The following is a 19,980-nucleotide window of genomic DNA, read 5'->3' as shown; positions in this document are numbered from 1 at the left end:
ACCCCCACGATTAGGCTGCACTAAACACCTTCATCATCTCGTTATGTTGTTTTTTCATATCTTTTTCATATGTCGCCACTTTTGTTTTTTCTTCTAGTGATGTTATTTGTGTTTCAGTCATCACTTTTAAAATTTTGCTTGCTGTAATAATTGCTTCAAGTTCTTTTCGTTGAACGACAGGTAGTCGTTTGATACTCATTTCCTTTTGAACAAGCTTATGGGCAAAATGCATACACTTAAAGTATAAATACTGAACTGAATTATCAAGACGAACTAATAATTGTTCATATACTTCAATCAATCCTGTAAAATAATTCTCGACGTTTTGTAATGATTCATCAATGAGAATTAGTTTTTTTAATTCAGCGTCCATTTTTGCGATTTCCTCATCAATTTTATATTCTTCTTCTTGAACGGCATAAAGCGTTTCTTTTGCCTTTTTTCTCGTATAAAAGCCAAGAGTAAAAACAGCTTGTACTCTCGTTTTTAATTTATTTTTATTAAAATCAATTTGATAGAGCTCACTTTTCGCTCGAACTAAATCAAACGTAAATACTTCATTTTTATACTCTTCAACACTAAAATCTTTGCTAAACTCAATTTCTCGTATTTTTTCTAAGTTTGTGGCCATATTTACAAACAGTTCGGTTTTTATTTTTCGTTTTGATTCATTAATCGATGTAATGCGTTTTTCAATTTGATTGGTTATCCGAGTAACCTCGCCCTCAAATTCTGTTCGCTTTCGATTGTACCGACTCGAAATTTCTTCATACAGTTGTTCTGCCTCTTGAAACTTATCTTTTCCAGTAAACTTACACCATGTATTTGTTACCTTTTCTTTGACATAATTACATGCTTTTTTCCCAGTATCCACAACAGCTCCAGCTGCCTTTTTTATCGCTCCACCAACTTTGCTAACTAAGCCTCCAAATAAACCCATTTATCCTACCCCCTACTTTTTATGAATGTATTCATATCCTTCTGCCAACAAATCATTAAAATCTTGAACCCATCTAACCATTTTTTTTACTTCTGATTCTCGCAAACCTAAGTCTGTACCTAGTTTTAATATCCAGTTTTTTTCATTCTCATCAATTTCCTCATCTGCACCTAGAATCCCGGCGATTTCAATTACGACCGCTTTTCTCACTTTTTTTGTGCTTGCACGGAACGCTGTTACAATACTATCTAAACTCTTTCCTTGGAGCTCATATTCTAGTAATCCTGTTTCCTTTTGAAAAGTTGCATATACTGCTTCTTCACTTTCTTTCACAACACCATTTATCATCATCGCTTCATGAGATAGTTCTAGGAAATTTTGACTTTCATTTTTATTTAATAGATTTAAAAACATAGTTTTATTCCGCCTCCGTTATTTTAGTTTTTTCCCTTGTTGGTCAAATCTAGTTAGGTCCATTATAAATTTTCCATTCTTTTTCATTCGTTCTTTTCGTTGCTTTACCGCACCGTTTGGAAAATAACTCATTTCCGTTTGAATATTTCCAGCGTTATCAAAGTTTTTGCTAGTTTTCATGTTTCCTGAATTATCATAATTGGCAGAATATACGAGTTTGCCCTTCTCGTACATTTCACTTGTGGTTAGCACATCTTTATCATATTGATTCACAATTTCTAATCCATTTTCTTCATCAACAATTTTTTCGACTCTCAGTGTTCCGTTTGTTGCTTCTTCTATTGAAACTGTTTTTGTATTCTCTAGTCCAGAATTGTCCTGAAGCAGTTTAAGGATACTGTTTACCGTCAGCATTTGTGAACTGAGCACATCTACTTTTGAATTCACCTCTAGTTGTTGCTCTGCCATTTGTATTGTTGCATTGGTAAGCATTTGTTCAAATTCAGTAGATTTTTGTAAAAGATTTGTTAGGTTCTCTCCTCTTATTCTTCCTGAATCTAATAGTGAATTCACTTGGATATTTGTTTTACCAGATGCTCGTTCAAATTTATCTGTTACTGCTGAAAAGTTGTTGGTTAGCATTTTAAATTGTTCAGTTACATGCTGGAATTTCTTTTCAAGCATATTCTTACTCAGTGTGAGCTCATGTTGATACGTATTGGTAAACTCCGAGAAGTGATTTGCCACTTTTTTGAGCGCATCATTTTGAATCTCTGTTAATGCATCCTTTATCACATGAAGCTGAGTTGAGAGTCCCATATACTGTTCCTCTTCTTGTATGGATGCTTCTACAAAGATTTTCTTCCATTCTCTTTGTTCTTCGAGAATACTCTCTATCTGTTCTGAGACACGAGTCTCAATTGCTTTAATGGCTTGTCCTGTTTCTTCAATTTTAGTTGAAATCGTTGAAGTAACCTTTGTAGACTCACGCTCTGCAACTGATTCAAGTTTATTATTTATGTCTAACGTTACTTGATAAGTAGTGTCGTTTAAATCATTTACTATAGTCTTTCTTGAGTGCTCTATTAATTCAAATGCTTTTGTAAATTCTCCTTGATGACTTCGCTCTACATTATCAATTTGCATAGATAACTGTTCCATGTTTTCATCTACTGAATGTGCCAGTGTTTCAATGTGTTCTTTTGTTGCATTTTCTGCTCCATTTATATGGGTCACTAGTTCTTGTTCCATTGCTTTACCATTGCTTACAATAGACTCACTGGCATATTCTATCATTTCATGTAAGAAAGAAGAAACCACTTCAAGGCGATTTGTTGACTCGCTTAAGCATTCCGCAACTCTAGTAGTCAATTCATTTTCTGTCTCGGCTATAGCATCTAGGAGAGCTGTAGCGTCTTGAGTTGATTGGGCTAATACTGTTTCCGTATTTTTACCTGTTTCATCTCTTAGTTCAAGTAACTCTCTTGCAAGTTGAATTCTCGTGTTCTCTACCAATGCTCCAACTTGATTATTTTCTAATTGTATGGACTCGAGTAACATGCCTTCTAATCGTTTTGTTTCTTCCTTTATTTGGTCAGTCAATGTTACATTTAGTTCTTTTATTTCTCCTAATGACATCTCGATTGTCTGTACTGACTGACCGACTGCCGTTTCTAGTTGTTCTGTCTCCTCAATTAATGCAGCTACTATTTTTGCTTCGGTTTCAGATACCTGTTCTTGTAGCTGATGAGTATTCTGTAGCAGTTGAACGTTTAAGCCTATTACCTTATTTTCTAGTTGCTCTCTTGCATCTACTACCACATTTCTTGTCGCATCGTTTTCAGACTTAAGCAATGTAAGTACAGTTTCTTCATGTTCTTTCGCAATCCTTACTAACTCTTGCGTCGATTTATCATTTTGAATAGTTAACTCATTTACATGTTGTTCTAACTTAGTTTTGACATCTATTATAATTGTTCCTACTTGAGTGTTTTCAGTGACTAGCTTAGATAGAACGACATCTTCACTTTCCTTAAGTACTCTCACTACCTCTTCAGTTAGTAAAGCATGTTGGGAAGATAACTCTTCTAACCTTTGGTCTATCTGGTTTTTCGTTTCAGTTACTATCATTTCCACTTGGTTACTTTCTGACTTTACAGTATCTACTAGTTTTGAATGTAATTCATTAGAGCGTAATACTGACTCCTCTGACCATTTACTGTGTTCATCTTTCATCTCTTTCACACTTGTATCAACCTGTTTTTTTACCTCATCAAGTTGTTTTACAACTTGGTTACTCTCCACAGTTACTGTTTCTAAAACTGCCTCTTTAGTAGCCTCTACTCTTTCTAGTAAGCCCTGACTGCTACTAGCTATGTTCTTTTGGATTTGTTCTTGTGCTGTTTGTCCTTGTTTTTCTAAAGCTTTATATTGCTGTCTTAGTAGTTGTTCTACCGTATCCCCATGATGTTGTGCTTCCGATGTCAATTGCTCTTTATGCTCTAATTGAAGAGTTACCAACTGATCGTGCATCGTGTCCATTTTTTCAGTCATGTCAGTCGTTGATTGAACCATATTGTGATAAATTTTTTCATCAAGGGCTTGTAACGAAGTTGTGATAGCGTCATATTGTAGCTTTGAATCGTTCGTTACTCGTTCTTCAATATCGGCTACTTCTTTAAGTACGCCATTAAGCTTTTCAAGTAATTCTTCATGATTCTTATGTATATAATTTCTTTGTTTTTTCTTAATAAACATAAAAAACAGACTTAGATAATAGCTAGTAATAAAAATGATAATGACAGTAAAAGACATGGACAACCAAAAGTGAGTTGAATAAAAAAATGCGATATTGATTGTTGCTAATGTTCCTATTAATCCTAAAAGATAAAACCATAATTTTTGATTCGAGTTAAATTTCTTCTTTATCCAGTCCACAGTATTATGCATTTGTCGATCTCCCTATTGTCTATTTGCGAAATAATAGTAAACAACTTTTATCAGTAAAGTATACTATAGTTCTATTTTACTATAAACACTGCACTTTTTTTAGTATAAAATGAACCTTTTTACGTATTTTCTACTTTTATCATCAAAAATAGGGTGAGACAAAAGGATTTATTACCTTTTGTCTCACCCTCTAAAGCTATTTTGCTATTATTTTATTTGTAAATTTTTAGTTTAGTAGCTCCCAAGGACCATACATTTCCCCAGGTTGTTGGTTTTGCGTCCACCATTTTGCTTGGTATAATTGACCACCGTAAGAAACAATTTCGCCACCAGTATACACTACCGATGAACTCCATGCAGGATAATCACCTGGCTCTGTTGGATCGCTTGGTTCTGTTGGTTCCTCTGGCTCAGTAGGCTCTTCTGGTTCGCTTGGATTACTAGGCTCTTCTGGATCTGTTGGGTCGGAAGGCTCCTGACCAGATACTAGCAACCATGGTCCCCATTGTTGTGTACCAGGAGTTTGGTTTTGAGTCCACCATTGTGCTTGGTATAGCTGGCCGTTGTAAGAAACAATTTCTCCGCCAGTATATATTGTACTTGAATTCCATGCAGGATAATCAGTTCCTGGGTCTGTTGGTTCTTCTGGCTCTGTTGGGTCTTCAGGTTCTGTTGGATCTGGATCGGGTTCGTGCCCATCTCCTGGATCATGCCCGTCCCCTGGACCATGTCCGTCTCCTGGGTCATGCCCATTATCATCACCCGGGTCTCTTGGCTCGTAAGGTGTTCCATCATATTCACCTAGTTGGTTCCATACTGTGCTTTGTCCTGGCTCATCCCCTGTTGTGTACCAAAGTGCTTCCCAGAGGAAACCGTTGTGATGAATAATTTCACCGGCTCTATAACCTCTAAAGTCAACCCAAGGGTGATATTCTCCGAAGCGGTCAGGGTCACCAGCATGGCCTGGCTCTGGATGAGTTGGTTCATTTGGATTGATGCTCAAGTTAACATCCATTGCTTGATAGAAGGCATTCATTGTATCATCAATATCCCATACAGCAAGGATAACATGATATCCTTCACGGTCATTTGGAATAACACAATCGTTAGTTACACGATTAGGTGGCAATTGTCCGTAATCATAATACGAGCAAAATAGCTCTAAATCTGCACGCTGTAAAGGTGCGTTTGGATCCCAGCCTACTCTAGTGATGTAGTACTTCCAGTTGTTTGTGCTGTGGTTTGCGATAATTCGCCATTCAAATGTAAATGGACCACCTTGCATATCAACTTTTACCCAACGGTCATACGATTGCTCATCAAGCTCTAAAAACAAACTTGCACTTGCAAGTTCACCGTCCGGTACGCCTACCTCTGGGAAGTCACCTCTTCCTTCAACACTATATGGTTCATACATAACTCGACCACAATTCACGTTAACACCCTCATAACAAAGTGTTGCACGACTGTCCATCAAATTTCCATGTGCTGAAGCACTTTGAGTTGAAAATACAAAAAACAATAACGTTGCAAGTACGGTACCTATGGCAACTACCAACATCTTAAAGGTTAACGACTGGTTAAAACGAATACCTTGAGCTGTCAATATATTTTCCTCCTAAATCGGTTTAGTTTTTTTTACAATACATTGTTAACTTTACTCTGCTTTTTAGCATGTAAGCAGTTACATTCATTCGCACAAAAACTTTCACAGTTCCTAAAGAAAGATGGATCCATTGTCTTATTAAGAACGAATATGTTGTTTCAGTAGTAAAGAGATATATAAGCGGCTCAAAGTACTCAATATATAATTAGGGGTGCGGCACGACTATTACATACAAGTCGTTTTCTATGAAAGTGACCATCTCTGTTTTTGCAAATCTAATTTGCTTTGGAATTGATAGGAACTCCACTACCGTGCATTTACAAGTAAAACCAGGACACTTCTTTTGTTGAATGATAAGTATTACTAAACTTTATCGCCTTCTCAACAGCTCCTTTCTGTATGGAAGACCATTAAAGAATGGACTTCACTATCCTTTTTATATCAAACCCTGAAGAAAAACTATCGTCCTCCTAGTCTACTTGCTACGAGGATTAAGCTTTCCACCAGGTATTGATAGCAAATAATAAGAAAAGCTAACTTTACTAAAATAGTGTGTTATGACTTTACACGACAGGGATATGAGGAATGACAACTAGAACAAATATTAGAGTATATTTATAATTACGGAGTTGATATAGAGTTCGAAAACAGTTTCGTAAATAGCAGCTTGTGTAAACAAACCCAATTTTAACTATTCAGAATTATCTTGTCAATTTTAGTTTTATCTACAAGGTATATTATTGTTAGATAACCTCACTAATGCCTGTATCCCTTGTATATCAAGGAGTTGAGCTGTTTGACAGCTAGTTGTCCATTCCCCATAAATTAAAAATAAAAACTTAAAAGTGTTAGTTATAGTGAAAAATACTACTTTAGACCTCACAACTTTACCATTTGCTTATTCCTTTAACATAGTAAGGAAAAAGATGTGTATACTAAACTAGTTTCGTTCACTTCCATTAGAAGAAATTTAGTTGATTGTGTCGAATTAATTGATTTGATTATGAAAACGGTCGTAGAGTTTTGGTATATATTAGATTTTTAAGTGGAATGATGATAGATTTTGGTAAAAAGATATACGCAACTAGGTTTGCAGAATTAACCATATTACCGTTTAAAAAAGAGGCTTTATATAATAATTGATAGTGCTAAAGTAATTTTATAAAAGCTAAGAGAAAATTATAGGCACTCAAATAGTAAAAAATCTAACTTTTTGGTTATAAGGTAACAGCTCCGCACGCTGCTAAGATGAGATTGAGACATCATTAGTTAAAACCGGGACAATAGGGTAAAAAAAAGAGGGCACTGTAAAAGTTAAAAACCGAACTTTTTCAGTACCCTCCAAAATACAACTTTTTGTCCCCACCTCTTACTTTTTGGGAGATATCCATTTTGTTTTACTTAAATCTTGATTTTTACTTGGAATGCTTTTAATTAAATTAAATTGTTCAATTTCTAATAAAAGCTCGTTTACCAAAGAGATATCGAGTTTACCTGAAAACACCTTCTCTGCTAGCTCTTCTGTTGTTGGTGCTGTCTTTGCGCTATTTTCGCGTATATATATCAAAAGTTTCACTCTCTTTTTTTGTCTCGCTTCTTCCTTATACTTTCCTGTAACTATCTTTTTTAAGGGATCCTTTGCTATCATCCCGAGGATGATCCCAAAGACAATTAAAAACAAATCATACAAGATGTCAGCCATATCATTCACCTTTTCTCATTTCAAAATGCTACTACTTTGTAGTTTTAACAACTTTACCTTCCATTTATTCGAGTGGTGATTTATATCTCCAATTATTTCAACTTCTCTTTTTCACTTATCAATGGTATACTAGCTAAGCGATGAGCTAGTTGCATAAGACGAGATTGACGCGCCTTTTGGCAAAGCACAATGTGGTGTGCTGTCTCTCGCCGCAACAACGCAAAAAGGCGTCCAGCAATGGACGTCTTTTTTTATATCCCATTACAACTCGAATAGAGTTTTTAAATAATGGTACACTCCGTCCTCATCACATGTATAGTCTGTTACATCATCTACTAATTCTTTAAGGTAATCCGGTGCATTTTTCATCGCAACAGCATGGCTAACAAATTGAAGCATCTGCACATCATTGTTACTATCGCCAATCGCCATCGTTTCATCTTCAGGAAGATGAAAGTAATCCAACATTTCCTTTATCCCAGTTGCCTTGTTTTTGTTGGCGACCATAAGCTCAACATTGTGGTCTGACGATGTCGAAGTCGAAAATTCAACGTCTTGCTTAAGCAAATGAAGCTGTTCTTTCCAATGGTTAATATGTTCTTTTGTTCTAGCAAAGAAATAAAATTTTGAAAAGCGTTCTCCCACTATTTGATCGGTCCACTCGATTTCATCTTTAATCGCTTGCTTACGTGATAGCCATTCATTTATTCCGACGCTATCTGGCTTAGGATCATTAATTTCATCGATTACATACTGTTTATCCTGCTTTAATGTGATTCTTGGATGTCCATATGGAAATAGTTCGTAATAAATTTTGTTTTCTCTCGCCTTTTCAATCACTTCTTCTACGGTCTTACGTGTAAGTGAATGTTCAAAGATTACTTTCTTGCCTATGTAACCTGCCATACCGTTCGACGTAATATAACCATCCACATGTAACCCTTTTGGGGCCACCAATTCAATTTCTTCAAAAGAACGTCCTGTCGCAATAAAAACAAATATTCCTAAGATTCTTATCTCATTTATAATTTCCTTTGTTTTTTCACTCACTACATTTTGGTGATTTAAAATCGTCCCGTCCATATCTAAAAAGATTACTTTTGGTTTTTCCATCAATATCATTCCCCTTTTGGAAAGTAGACTTCTCGTTGCAAGTATACACCTCTATTTCCTACACCTCAAACTAAAAATACATTACCTATACTTTAGCCCCTTAAGAATTTCCTATTTCCCGAGTATAACTAATGTAACACCTATGTATAGTTCTTTTTTACAACATTTAGTAAATATATTGAAGATAATAAACAAATAATTACTAAAGGCCTGCCCTCATGTTATCATATAAAATAGGTATAAAGTTTTCATATAAAATCATTAGGTGAAAAGGAGCTTTTTTATGACTCAGCACATCCTAAATCGAAATAATGTTACTGTTTTGGGACAAGGAAAAAAGCCAATGATTTTTGCCCCAGGTTTTGGCTGTGATCAAACGGTTTGGAAGCTTGTAGCCAATTCATTTAAAGAAGACTATCAAGTTATTCTTTTTGATTATGTAGGTATGGGAAACTCCGACATTTCTGCATATGACCCTAAAAAATATAGCTCGCTTTCTGGATATGCTCAGGATGTAATAGATGTTTGTACTGCGTTAGATATAAAAAATGCCATATTTGTAGGTCATTCGGTCGGCAGTATAATTGGTGCTTTAGCATATTTAAAACACCCTGAATTATTTTCAAACCTTATCATGGTAGGACCTTCTCCCTGTTATCTTAATGAACCACCAGACTATTTTGGTGGTTTTGAAAAAGAATCCTTACTTGGACTCCTTGATATGATGGATAAGAATTATATAGGATGGGCCAATGTGTTTGCTTCAACAATTACAAATAACGCTGAACACTTTGAGGTGGCAAGTGAACTAGAAGGACGCTTTTGTTCGACTGACCCTGTCATAGCTAGGACATTTGCAGAGGCTTGTTTTTTTGCCGACCATCGAGAAGAACTGCATAAAGTCACTGTACCTTCGCTTATATTACAATGTGCAGAAGACGTCATTGCTCCAAAAGAAGTTGGCGAATTCATGAATCAAACCTTACCTTCAAGTACACTTATATATATGAACGCAACAGGACATTGTCCTCATATGAGTCATCCAAAGGAAACCTCACAACTAATTCGGGGCTACCTACAAAATAATTCTGAATGAAATTGATTCGATTCAGAGAATTAGGTGGACACAAATGAATGAACTACTTAATCATATGCCTTGTGGATTTCTAGTCTTTTCCAAAGAAGGTTCCATTCTTTCCATTAACGAAACACTTTTACGATATCTTGAATACAACAGAGAGGAACTCATTGATAAACCAATCAACACCATTCTCTCGAAATCAGCACGTGCCTTTTTTCAGTTGTATTTTATCCCTCTTGTCACCGTCGAAAAAAAAGTTGAGGAAATGTATATTTCATTAGAATCAAAGAATGGATTAGAAATTCCTGTATTGCTTAATGCTTCATATAAGGATGAAACAACGTCTATCACATGTATCGTCGTCCATATGAAAAAAAGAAATGAATATGAAGACCAGCTATTGATCGCGAGAAAGATGGCTGAAGATGCGCTGTCAGAAAAAAATAAAGCACATGCAGAATTAGAAGAAGCATTAGAGGAATTAAAAGCACAACAAGAAGAGCTGATTGAAGTTAATAGACAAAACCAACAGTTTATCCTTGAAACAGAAGCGGAGTTAAATCTAGCAAAAAAAATTCAAGAGACCTCACTTTCAGAAGATATCTGTAACAAAGAAATAGAGATTGTGTCCTATTACAATGCCTCAAGTGAACTATCTGGTGATATTTTTGGTTTCTACCAAATCAATGAAGACCAGTATGGTGTGATTATTTTGGATGTCATGGGACATGGGGCTTCATCTGCACTTATTACCATGTCTCTTCACTCTCTATTTCATCGATTAATTACAAGAGGTTTTGCAACTGATATTGTTATGAAGGAACTAGATAAACATCTCCACCAACTGTTTGATGCTAGCGAAGAGGCATGGCATTATTGCACGGCTATTTATCTATTTATTGATACAAAAAAACAAACGATAGAGTATATTAATGCAGGTCATCCTCCTGCCATTTATCAGGATGAAAAAGGACAGCAGAAAGAACTTTATACGTTAACACCACCAATTGGTACGATTGAGGGGATTCACTTCCAAACGAGGACAATTTCATATACAAAAGGCGCAAAACTCCTTCTTTATACTGACGGGGTTAATGAATTTTTAGAAACAGACCATTTAAGTTTGTTGCTTAAGAAAAATACGTCTAGTTCATTGGAAACGATAAAAAAATCCATCCTTCATTCGATTGAATTGAAAAAAAGCTCGGTCTATAAAAGTGATGACCAATGTTTTGTATTAATTGATTTGAAGTAAGGATAACATGATTAAAAACAGTCCTCTAAAAACCTAATTAGAGGACTGTTTTTTAATTTAATTATATGGTAGTTTCACCAATACATTATATTGTTCGCCTTCACGGATACCCGTAATCACTCCACCTTCTACTTTCACGTCAGCTACATACACTTCTGTAGCTGACACTCCTTCTTCTCGTTTAATCGAAATCTGTAGCTCAGCTCCTCTAAACAAACGTTTAATTGAAGCTTCGTTCCAGTCGGACGGAAGCTGTGGATTGACGTGTAATCCTTCTTTATCCCCTCGAACTCCAAATAATCCATCAACGATGCATCGATACACCCATGAAACGGTTCCTGTGTTAAATAAGTGACTCGAACGTCCTGCTGTTCTAGGAATCGTTCGATATGCTCCACGATAATAGTTCGGGATAAATACTGGCAATTGTCCTCGTTGCAAAATATCTTCCATATCTGGTCCAGGAAGCATTTTACGAAGGAGACGATACGCATTATCTGTTTCGCCGGCTGTATATAGAGCATAAATGTAAAAGATAGCTGCATGGTTATAAACTGACCCATTTTCAGCAGAACCCGGATGTTTCTGGGTCACACGTCCAACATCTTCACGCATTTTTGTATAAGCTGGTCCAAGCATTTCTACACCGTATGGAGATTCTAAATGTTCTTCAACCGACTTTAGTAGTTTTTGTTTTTGCTCTTCATTGGCAGCTCCACTTAACAATGCCCAGCCTTGAGAGTTTAAGAAGATACGCCCTTCTTTGTCTTTACTGATACCAAAAACAACATTGTCATCCGTAATCCCGCGAGCATACCAGTCTCCGTCCCATAAGTACTGATTAATTGTCTCATTGGACTTTTCTGCCTCTTGACGGAACTGTTCACTAACATCAGATTGACCATACTTTTCACAAATGTCAGCCCAAATGAGAAAAGCGTAAGCTGATGCTGTAGTTAACCAACCTGATACCCCGATCCCTTTGTATCCGACCATATTCATTGGGTCGCACCAATCACCTTGGTTGATATAGTTAAGACCTCTTTCATCTCTATCTTGAATTAACCAGTTCATCGCCCGTGTCACATGTTCAAAAACAGTAGCTGTTTCTTCACTATCTGTAAATGCTACTCTTTCCTCAAGAATGTCATAATCATTCGTTTCATCTAAATAAACGTTTAAACAAATCGGTAACCACACGCAATGGTCGGTATGAGGAACTTGATTAATGTATTTTAATTCAGCGTCCTCATGCAAGATAATTCCGTCAGGCATAGCCCCACTCACCTTTTGTTGGCTTAGAGCATGTAGGAACGCGTTACGTGTAATGCTTGGCTTGATATAGCTCATTCCCATATTATCTTGAAGATAGTTTCTTGTTTGCGGATCCGTAGAAAGTCGATTTGTAATTCCATGATAGTATACTTGACGTGGCAACCAATGATTTACAAAGTTATCTAGGTCTGCATCTGGTGTACTGATTTCGATAATTCCTTTTCCTTCAGCTATGTATGCAGCATAGTCACGTTCCGCTTGTTCAAATCCACCTTTGTTAAAATACTGTTGACGGATAGATGCAATGTCCCCGTCATTATGGGCAGGACCAAACAGCAATCGATACTCTTTTTCTTCTCCAGGAGTCAGGTCGAGTTTATATTGAAGAACAGCAATAGGTCTTTCATAGCGAGAATCTCCATTAGCCAATAGGTCTTCCTGAAGAGCTGATGGATTCGTAATTCCACCTTCTCCTTCAAATACTTCTTGGTTTACTTCCCACGCATCTGGGGCAAGGTCCGATATTAAAAATGTTTTATCTTTTAACTCTTTAATTTTTGCATAATCCTGATACTTTTGATAAGGGGTAATCGCTGTACAAACAATTCCTTGTAACTCTTCGTTATACTCCCCTGACTGATTCATCCAAGACATGTATCCAACAGTAAAAGAAGGGTAAATGCTAAGTTTACGCGGTTTGTTTGATAGATTCGTTACTTTCACTCGCCAAAGCTCTAATGCTTCTGAAGTCGGTAAACTTAAAGTCATTTCAATTCGGACATCATCTTTTTCAATTGTCCAAATGATATTATGTTTTCCAACAGCAAATTTATATTGATCAGGTAGCACTCGCACTGGTTCATACGGCGCTGAGAAAATCTCTCCGTTTTCCTCATCCTTGATGTACACAAAACGACCAGGATGATGCGCATAATACGGTTGCTCCGGTTGCATAAACGTTTTCGCTTCCATATTTGGTGCATACGAATATTTAGCAGGTTCTGGTTGCATAAATTGAGCTACCGCATAGCCCCGACAGTTCACATGAATCATCATTTTGTCATTCCATAAAAAACCTGAAGCCTTTGGCATACTGGTTGGACTTGTCAGTTCATAGTATTCATTGTTTTCAGTTGGTTGTAACATCGCATAGCCTCTTTTCTTCTTGACTTAGTTTACCTTATTAGTAGTATAGCAAATTAGGGTCTGATTGATGGAACATAGATTAAGAACAGTCAAAAAGGACTATATTTATTATGGAGTCAATAAAACAAAATCGAACCCACTATCAACTGGGATTATTTGGTACATTATTTTCTCTCCCGATGCGTGTTGAATCCTTAGAAACGTTGCAGCATATGTAATAACCTCTGCATCACTGATTTTCAAACGTTCAACTATCAATTCTTGTACCTCATATGTATTCATCAAAGATACGATCTCTTCGTTTTCCCAATCAAACATAACATAAAGCTCATCGTTAATTAGATAAACTCCTTTTGTAAGGACTGTATTCTGATGATTAATATTTGTATTACCTTCTTTAATGGATGTTACTTTAGTATTTTTTGATGATAGAGCATTTATAATAGAGAAAAAATTACCTCTTTGTTGTTTATATTCCGTTACACTTAGCAGGTTACTATAATTATATTTCTGATAGTAGTGTTCAAGTATATAGCCATATCGAGTATCTATGGTAACCGATATCAAAATGAAAACCAGAACGTTAATAAAGGCCATTCCAATAGAATAAGGAATCTTAGTCTTTACTATATATGTAGTAATCAATAGGCTTACAACAACTGTTAGAATAATGAACAAAGGAACAGTGAGAGAAGGGAAAAACTCTGGTCTACCATTGTATTTAGAAGATGAGAAAAAAACGAAGTATAAAAAATTTGCAGTTATAGTTATAAAGAAACCTATTATAGTTATATAAATGAATGTTTTCATTATTATTCCCCTTTAAAAAAAGGAGGGGAATCCCCCCTCCAACTATCAAAAATTTAGTATCAATTAGCATAAACTAAGAGTTTGCCCTGAAATGTTTTCATCACCTTGGTATTTTATAATAGCCTATCCAAAATGTTACTCATGCTTTCTTTTTGGATTTTTCCATCGTGCACATAAAATGTATATTGCAAGCGAAGAGTCTCACCCTTTTTTAAAACATACGGCTTATCAAATAGAAACGCTGCTGATAAAAATTGCATATCTTTATAATCATAAGTTAACTTAGGTGATGGATGGCGTTCATTCGCTGGGTGGTCGATTAGACAAATTCCAGCCCACTGCTCTTCTGTATATCCATCAAGCTTGCCAGCATAGTCGCACCATTTAAACGACTTCGCATGAGCGTCATCAGCTGTAAACTCACCTAAATCCGTTGTGATTGTTGGTCCAAGGTAATTACGGTGTAATCGGCATGATAACCCGGCATAACCTCCCCAAGGAGCCTCTTTTGTTTGCTCTGTACGGTCAAATGTAATTTCATTCTCCGGGGTTGTGAACGAAGCATCCCAGTGAATAAGATAGCCCTCGCCATCTTCTTCTAGTCGTATAATTCTTGTTTCATTTACTACAGTTTGCTCTTCTTGAGTGATGTACGTTAATGTTTGCTCAAAGCCTTGTCCATCCGCAAGAGGAGAAAAGGAATCCGTCTTTACTTTATTATCTTCACCATGATACTTCGCTTCCCAAAAATTGAACCCATTTATATATTTCCATGAGAAAAATAAACCAGGGTGCCATGGGTGGTCCCACGGTCGATAAATCGTAATAGTATGATCACCTGTTGTTTTAACTAAGCGAAATGAAGGATTAATGTCTCCTTCCGCACCGTAGACATATTCAAGAATTTTAGTACCATTTAAAGTAACTTCCCATAGTGCATCTTGCTCACTATATTTCGACTTAAATGCCATGTTGTACTTCCCCACCTTCTTACATGCACACTATTTTTTATAAGGTTTTCCTTCTCTTCCTGAAGCGTACATTGATTCGACTAACTCTATTGTCTTAATGATTTTACGACCATCTGATTCAGGATGAGTTCCATTAGTAACGCTATCGATAAAATGCTTTAGTTGGTTCGTCTGCGGGTGTCCCACTAATCCAGGAGCGAATTTCTCAATGTCTACACGTTCATATCCTGCAGAAGGGTCCGTTGAACGTTGCTCAGAGCGAATCCATAACCCCGATTCTCCGTTGTATGGACCAGAGAACATCGTACCTTTTTCACCATATACATACAACATGCCGTTGTCAGGTGGAAAGAATGGGGTATACCCTGTAAACAAGTGACCGATTGCTCCATTTTCAAACTTCATTTGCACCATTGCCCAGTTTTCCGCTTCATTTGTAGACCAGTCATCTGTATATAATTCGTTTGTGTACACTTCAGAAATATCACCAATAATGAATCGAAGTGCATCGACATTATGAATCGCTAAGCTTGTGATTGCTCCTCCTCCGGCAAGCTCTCCGTTGTAAATCCAGCTTCCTTTCGGGAAGGCATCACGGAAATTTAACAACCACTCGGTACGAACGGCTTGGATTTGACCAAGCTCTCCGCTTTCAACAATAGCTTTTGCTGCGACACACCACGGCTCGTATCTCCAGTTTTGAGCGACCATCAGTGTTTTATTATTTCTCTGGGCCGCCTCAATCATTTGTCGGCATTCTTCACTTGTCCGCGCCATTGGTTTTTCAATCATGACATGTTTTCCCGCATCTAATGCTTGAACTGTTAAGCTAGCATGTAGCTGGTGAGGAACAGCCAATATAACCGCATCCATATCAGCTTCGTTAAAAAATTGGTCAATATCTGAAAACGTGTCACATTTCCCTACAAATTCACTTAGCTTTGCCGGATCCATGTCACACACCGCTGACAATGAAGCTTCCTTTTTGTGTACTTCTATTGCCTGTATGTGTTGTTGACCAGGCCACCCTAGCCCTACCACTCCGAATTTCATTTCTTTTCCTCCTCATCCTGTCGACAAACCCACTATCTGATAATCGTCCTTGCCTTTTTTATGCCATGCTTGTTACAGTAATCGCTCCCTTTACCAAGTCCTTGTTCGCACTACTATTTCCAATGTAGATTTCATAATCCATTTCTTCTAGTTCCCACTCATTTGTGCTTGGGTTAAACCACTTTATTTTTTCAAGTGGTGTGGTCACTTTCACGACTTGCTTTTCCCCTGGTTTTAGGTTTACTCTCTCAAAACCGCGTAGTACCTTAACAGGTCTATCAATTTTTGAGTTGCCATAGCCTACATATAACTGAATGACCTCTGCCCCTTCTTGCTTTCCAGTATTCTCAACTTCACAAGTAGCAACGATTTGATTATTTTCGACTGAAAAAGAAGCATTAGAAATCTCAAATGTTGTATATGATAAACCAAAGCCATATGGTAAAGAAGGTTCGATCCCCTCTTTTTCAAGTTTTGTATACCCGTGGTAGTAATCATATGTAATTTCCGTAGCATCCCAATCAATTTGTGGCAAATGACTTTCCTCTGTTGGCAATACAAAAGGGAGCTTTCCACTTGGATTTACATCGCCGAATAAATTTTTTGCTAGAGCTGTTCCACCTTCCATTCCTGGGTAAAACGCCATCAGTATGGCGGACACATCATCCTTCCACTCTTCAATCATAATCATATTTCCACCAATTAAAGCAGCTACTGAGTTTTGATTTTCAGGTCCCACTGCTTTAAGTAAATCAATTTCTTCTTGATGAAGACCAAGAGATGTTTTACGGTCTCCACCTGCACCAAAGCCAGAATCTCCATCTCCTAATGCATCAACATCTTCATCAGGATTATTGATGAACTCGCCTTCATCATCATGGTCATAGCCAACGACGAAAACAACGGCATCCACTGATTTTGCAAGTTCTTTTGCCTTTTCTAGGTCAGAACCATCATTAAAGATTACCTCTGAATCTGGTACTAGAGCTGTAATTCCTTCAAGTGGTGTGACAATATAATCTGGAAAAACTCGACTTGAGCCATGGTCTCCGATGTTTCCTTTGTTGCCAAGTTTTCCGATAACCGCTATTGTTTTAGTATCGGTTTTGGAAAATGGAAGTACTTGATTATCATTTTTCATAAGCGTAATTGATTTTTCAGCTGCTTCTAAGGCAAGAGTCACATGTTCTTTACTGCCGATTAGGTCTTTGCTATACGTGTTGTTATCCGCTTCAGTAAAGGCGAGCAAAGTTCGCACGATCCGCAATGCAGCTTCATCGATTTTTTCTTCACTTACTTTTCCTTCTTTAACAGCCTCCACTAGGTTGTCACCAAAATATTTCGTATGGCACATTTCAATATCCATCCCGCCATTAGCGCCTTCAACCGTGTCCTTTACGCCCCAAATGAAGTCACTGATGACAAAGCCATCAAAATCCCATTCTTCTTTTAGCACTTCGTTTAACAAATAATCACTATGGCCACAAAACGTTCCTTGATAGAGGTTATATGCACTCATAATACTCGCTGCCCCAGCATCTACACAATCTTTAAAATGGGCAAGGTATACCTCACGTTCCGTACGTTTGTCTGCTTGGACACTAACAGTAAATCGAGCGTTTTCCATACTATTAAAGGCATAATGTTTCACACAAGCAATCACATTTTCTTCTTGAACGCCTTTTACAAGAGCAGATCCCATTGCCCCTAAATGAAATGAATCCTCTCCATACACTTCCTGACTTCTTCCCCAACCTGGATTTCGAGGGAGATTAATGCAGACTCCACCAAAAAGGTTTCCACCATGTGCACGAATTTCTTTACCAATCGCTCGTCCAATTCTTTCTTCAAGGTCTTTATCAAAGGATGCCCCTCTAGACATTGATACAGGAAAACACGTACTATTTCCTGAAACCACTCCCCGAGGGCCATCTACAAATTTCATTTCTGGTACGTTAAGACGCTCATTTCCGCCTGCAGGATAAGGGAACCAATTGTATGGCTTTCCTTCTGCAATATCGGACATGATTTTTTCAAAAGGAATCTTACCACTCATTAAGTATACTTTTTCTTCTAATGACATTTGTTCTACGAGTTCCTTAGCCTTAGATGTATAAGCTAAACGTTCTTGTTTGGTAACAGTCATGTCATTCCTCCATCATCATTTATTTAAGCGCTTTCAAACTTAGTTTTTCCAATGAACTAAGATTGTACTCTTATTATAATTGGTTGTTCGCTTTTATAAAAGTGAAAAGGATTACATCTGAAAAAATGGTAACCAAGGATGTAGATACGTCGTAGAAAATGTAAAGAAGAAATATAGTAAGGAGGTGTGGTTAATGGGTGTAGGTTCTTGGATTGCGCTCGGTGTAGCAATGGCTTTTGCTATAGGGTTGTTAGGTGGTAATAAACGAAAAAAATAGCAGGCAAGTTTTTTAACGGACACAGAAGACCTTATATTAGCAAAAAAGCAGATTTTTTTAGACGTAACGGACACACGTTCCGCTATTTTAACAAAAACAGCAAATTCACCTATGATTTTATTGAAATAAGTGCATCTGAGTTCGATAGAATAGAAAAACAATAGATTTAGAGAAAATAAGGGATCGTGTGTCCTTTACGTTACGAACAAAGGGTCACACCAAAGAAAAAACCTTTGGTGTGACCCCTCTCTTCATTTACTCTTCGTCCCCGAACAAATTCATGCTAAGGTAACGTTCACCTGTATCTGGTGCAATACAAACGACTGTTTTATCTGGTCCTAGCTTTTTTGCGACTTCAATTGCGGCAAAAACGGATGCACCTGCAGATGGGCCGACTAGGATTCCTTCGAGTCTTGCAAGGTCTCTTATTGTTGTTATCGCATCTTCGTCAGCGATTTGAATAATTACATCGTACACATCAGTGTTTAAAATTTCTGGGACAAATCCTGGGCTTGTTCCCACTAGCTTATGCGGGCCTGGCTCGCCTCCTGAAAGCACAGGCGACCCTTTTGGTTCGACTACTGCAATATGAATGTTCGGGAGATGCTCACGCAATGTTTCCCCTGTTCCTGTAATCGTACCTCCTGTTCCGGAAGTTGCTACAAAGGCATCTAGCTGATTGTTCATCTGTTCTAGAATTTCTATAGCCGTAGTTGTTCTATGAATATCAGGATTCGCCGGATTTTCAAATTGCTGTGGAATAAAACCACCAGGTGTTTTTTCCTTTAGCTCTATTGCTTTAGCAATCGCACCAGGCATTCTCTCATTTGCTGGAGTTAAGTATACTTCTGCTCCATATGCTTTTAGCAAGTTGATTCGTTCTTTAGAGGAATTGTCTGGCATAATAAAAATCGAGTTATAGCCTTTTGCGGCACACATCATCGCTAAACCAATTCCTGTATTTCCACTAGTCGGTTCAATAATCGTATCGCCAGGTTTTATTAATCCCTTTTCCTCAGCGGCAGCAATTAAATTATAAGCTGCTCTATCTTTCACACTTCCTGATGGATTAAAATATTCAAGTTTCACATATACTTTCGCTGCTCCTTCAGGTACCACTCTTTGCAAAAGTACTAAAGGTGTTCTTCCAACCAATTCACTCATATTATGATAAACATTTGCCATGTAATCCTCTCCCTACACTCTTCTCCGTTCATTTTATCATGTATTAAAGTATCACTA

14 protein-coding genes are annotated in these 19,980 nt (G+C 37.2%); 2 read left to right on the top strand and 12 right to left on the bottom strand.

Annotation, left to right across the window (positions count from 1 at the left end):
- Positions 1–10 precede the first annotated feature (10 nt).
- The 6 genes from BK585_RS03075 to BK585_RS03050 all read right to left on the bottom strand — a co-directional run bounded on the left by BK585_RS03075 (position 11) and on the right by BK585_RS03050 (position 8,727).
- Positions 11–940, bottom strand: coding sequence for a DNA repair protein (locus tag BK585_RS03075; RefSeq protein WP_078551746.1), 930 nt, complete (start codon positions 938–940; stop codon positions 11–13).
- A gap of 12 nt (positions 941–952) precedes the next feature.
- Positions 953–1,354, bottom strand: a complete 402-nt coding sequence (locus BK585_RS03070; protein ID WP_078551744.1) for a hypothetical protein — start codon at positions 1,352–1,354, stop codon at positions 953–955.
- 18 nt (positions 1,355–1,372) lie between these two features.
- On the bottom strand, positions 1,373–4,303 hold the full coding sequence (locus BK585_RS03065; protein ID WP_078551742.1) for a hypothetical protein: 2,931 nt from the start codon (positions 4,301–4,303) through the stop codon (positions 1,373–1,375).
- Between the two features lie 226 nt (positions 4,304–4,529).
- Positions 4,530–5,909 (bottom strand): lytic polysaccharide monooxygenase, encoded by a 1,380-nt coding sequence (locus BK585_RS24350; protein ID WP_078551741.1) that lies wholly within the window; start codon positions 5,907–5,909, stop codon positions 4,530–4,532.
- Between the two features lie 1,369 nt (positions 5,910–7,278).
- Positions 7,279–7,611 carry a hypothetical protein gene (locus tag BK585_RS03055; protein ID WP_078551739.1) on the bottom strand — a complete coding sequence of 111 codons (333 nt, stop codon included), beginning with the start codon at positions 7,609–7,611 and terminating at the stop codon, positions 7,279–7,281.
- A 261-nt stretch (positions 7,612–7,872) separates the two neighbouring features.
- Positions 7,873–8,727, bottom strand: coding sequence for a Cof-type HAD-IIB family hydrolase (locus tag BK585_RS03050; RefSeq protein ID WP_078551738.1), 855 nt, complete (start codon positions 8,725–8,727; stop codon positions 7,873–7,875).
- Between the two features lie 280 nt (positions 8,728–9,007).
- Here BK585_RS03050 and BK585_RS03045 point away from each other — a divergent pair, with 280 nt between their 5' ends.
- Together BK585_RS03045 and BK585_RS03040 are read left to right on the top strand one after the other, a co-directional pair.
- Positions 9,008–9,820 (top strand): alpha/beta fold hydrolase, encoded by an 813-nt coding sequence (locus BK585_RS03045; RefSeq protein ID WP_078551736.1) that lies wholly within the window; start codon positions 9,008–9,010, stop codon positions 9,818–9,820.
- Positions 9,821–9,854: 34 nt separating this feature from the next.
- On the top strand, positions 9,855–11,060 hold the full coding sequence (locus BK585_RS03040; protein WP_078551734.1) for a SpoIIE family protein phosphatase: 1,206 nt from the start codon (positions 9,855–9,857) through the stop codon (positions 11,058–11,060).
- 57 nt (positions 11,061–11,117) lie between these two features.
- Here BK585_RS03040 and BK585_RS03035 read toward each other — a convergent pair whose 3' ends face one another.
- The 6 genes from BK585_RS03035 to cysK all read right to left on the bottom strand — a co-directional run bounded on the left by BK585_RS03035 (position 11,118) and on the right by cysK (position 19,923).
- A complete protein-coding gene (locus tag BK585_RS03035) occupies positions 11,118–13,481 on the bottom strand; it encodes a GH36-type glycosyl hydrolase domain-containing protein (protein ID WP_078551732.1) in 2,364 nt (787 codons plus the stop codon).
- Positions 13,482–13,589: 108 nt separating this feature from the next.
- A complete protein-coding gene (locus BK585_RS03030; protein WP_139367482.1) occupies positions 13,590–14,048 on the bottom strand; it encodes a hypothetical protein in 459 nt (152 codons plus the stop codon).
- 356 nt (positions 14,049–14,404) lie between these two features.
- Positions 14,405–15,262 carry a DUF6807 domain-containing protein gene (locus tag BK585_RS03025; RefSeq protein WP_078551729.1) on the bottom strand — a complete coding sequence of 286 codons (858 nt, stop codon included), beginning with the start codon at positions 15,260–15,262 and terminating at the stop codon, positions 14,405–14,407.
- A gap of 30 nt (positions 15,263–15,292) precedes the next feature.
- Complete coding sequence (locus tag BK585_RS03020) at positions 15,293–16,315, bottom strand: Gfo/Idh/MocA family protein (protein WP_078551727.1); 1,023 nt, start codon at positions 16,313–16,315, stop codon at positions 15,293–15,295.
- A 58-nt stretch (positions 16,316–16,373) separates the two neighbouring features.
- Complete coding sequence (locus tag BK585_RS03015; protein ID WP_078551725.1) at positions 16,374–18,461, bottom strand: beta-glucosidase; 2,088 nt, start codon at positions 18,459–18,461, stop codon at positions 16,374–16,376.
- Positions 18,462–18,993: 532 nt separating this feature from the next.
- Positions 18,994–19,923 (bottom strand): cysteine synthase A, encoded by a 930-nt coding sequence (gene cysK / locus BK585_RS03010; protein WP_078551723.1) that lies wholly within the window; start codon positions 19,921–19,923, stop codon positions 18,994–18,996.
- Between the last annotated feature and the right edge of the window lie 57 nt (positions 19,924–19,980).

It is taken from the genome of Bacillus alkalicellulosilyticus, from assembly GCF_002019795.1.
GTDB classification, from domain to species: domain Bacteria; phylum Bacillota; class Bacilli; order Bacillales; family Bacillaceae_F; genus Bacillus_AO; species Bacillus_AO alkalicellulosilyticum.
Note: the sequence above shows the minus strand (reverse complement) of the source record. Positions and strands in the feature narration are given on the sequence as shown.